The 478-nt window shown below is 61.7% G+C and carries 1 pseudogene; it reads right to left on the bottom strand.

The features are described from left to right. Nucleotides 1–279: 279 nt before the first annotated feature. A pseudogene (locus tag EOA24_RS40695) lies at nt 280–478 on the bottom strand (glycosyltransferase family 2 protein); the annotation flags it as partial.

Genomic DNA, 478 nt, shown 5'->3' with positions numbered 1-478 from the left:
GAGCAGGAGCGAAGCTCCGTCGCGAAGACCCTGGAATCCATGCCGTTACCTTCGCCAAGGCGTGCAACGGAGCAGAATTCTGCACCGTGGCGCCGCGTTCAAGTCACGGCATGGATTCTATGGTCTGCGCCGCGTCGCTTCGCTCCTTGCTCCGCCATAGAATGACGAGGTTGGGGCGGCTTCAACCAATCTCCAGCGTTTGCGCTGATTTCACGCAAATGAATGGAAAATCTTGCGCCAAGACAAACAGCAACCTTTCAAAATCCCTGTGTCGCGAACCTAGTTCGTCACGCGACGGATGGTTTTCGACAGCCGCGTGAGAACCGCCGGCCGGGACGACGCGACCAGCTTCCATGCCAGCACCGCATTGCCCATGCGCCGCGGCAGGATTCCGATGCTGAGGAACCAGGCCGCCAGGGCAGCCCGCCGCCGCCAGGATGCGTTCATTTCCAGGCTGGCGGCGGCGCCCGCTCTTGCC

This window comes from Mesorhizobium sp. M2A.F.Ca.ET.039.01.1.1 (assembly GCF_003998035.1).
In the GTDB taxonomy this organism is placed as follows: Bacteria; Pseudomonadota; Alphaproteobacteria; order Rhizobiales; family Rhizobiaceae; genus Mesorhizobium.
Note: the sequence above shows the minus strand (reverse complement) of the source record. Positions and strands in the feature narration are given on the sequence as shown.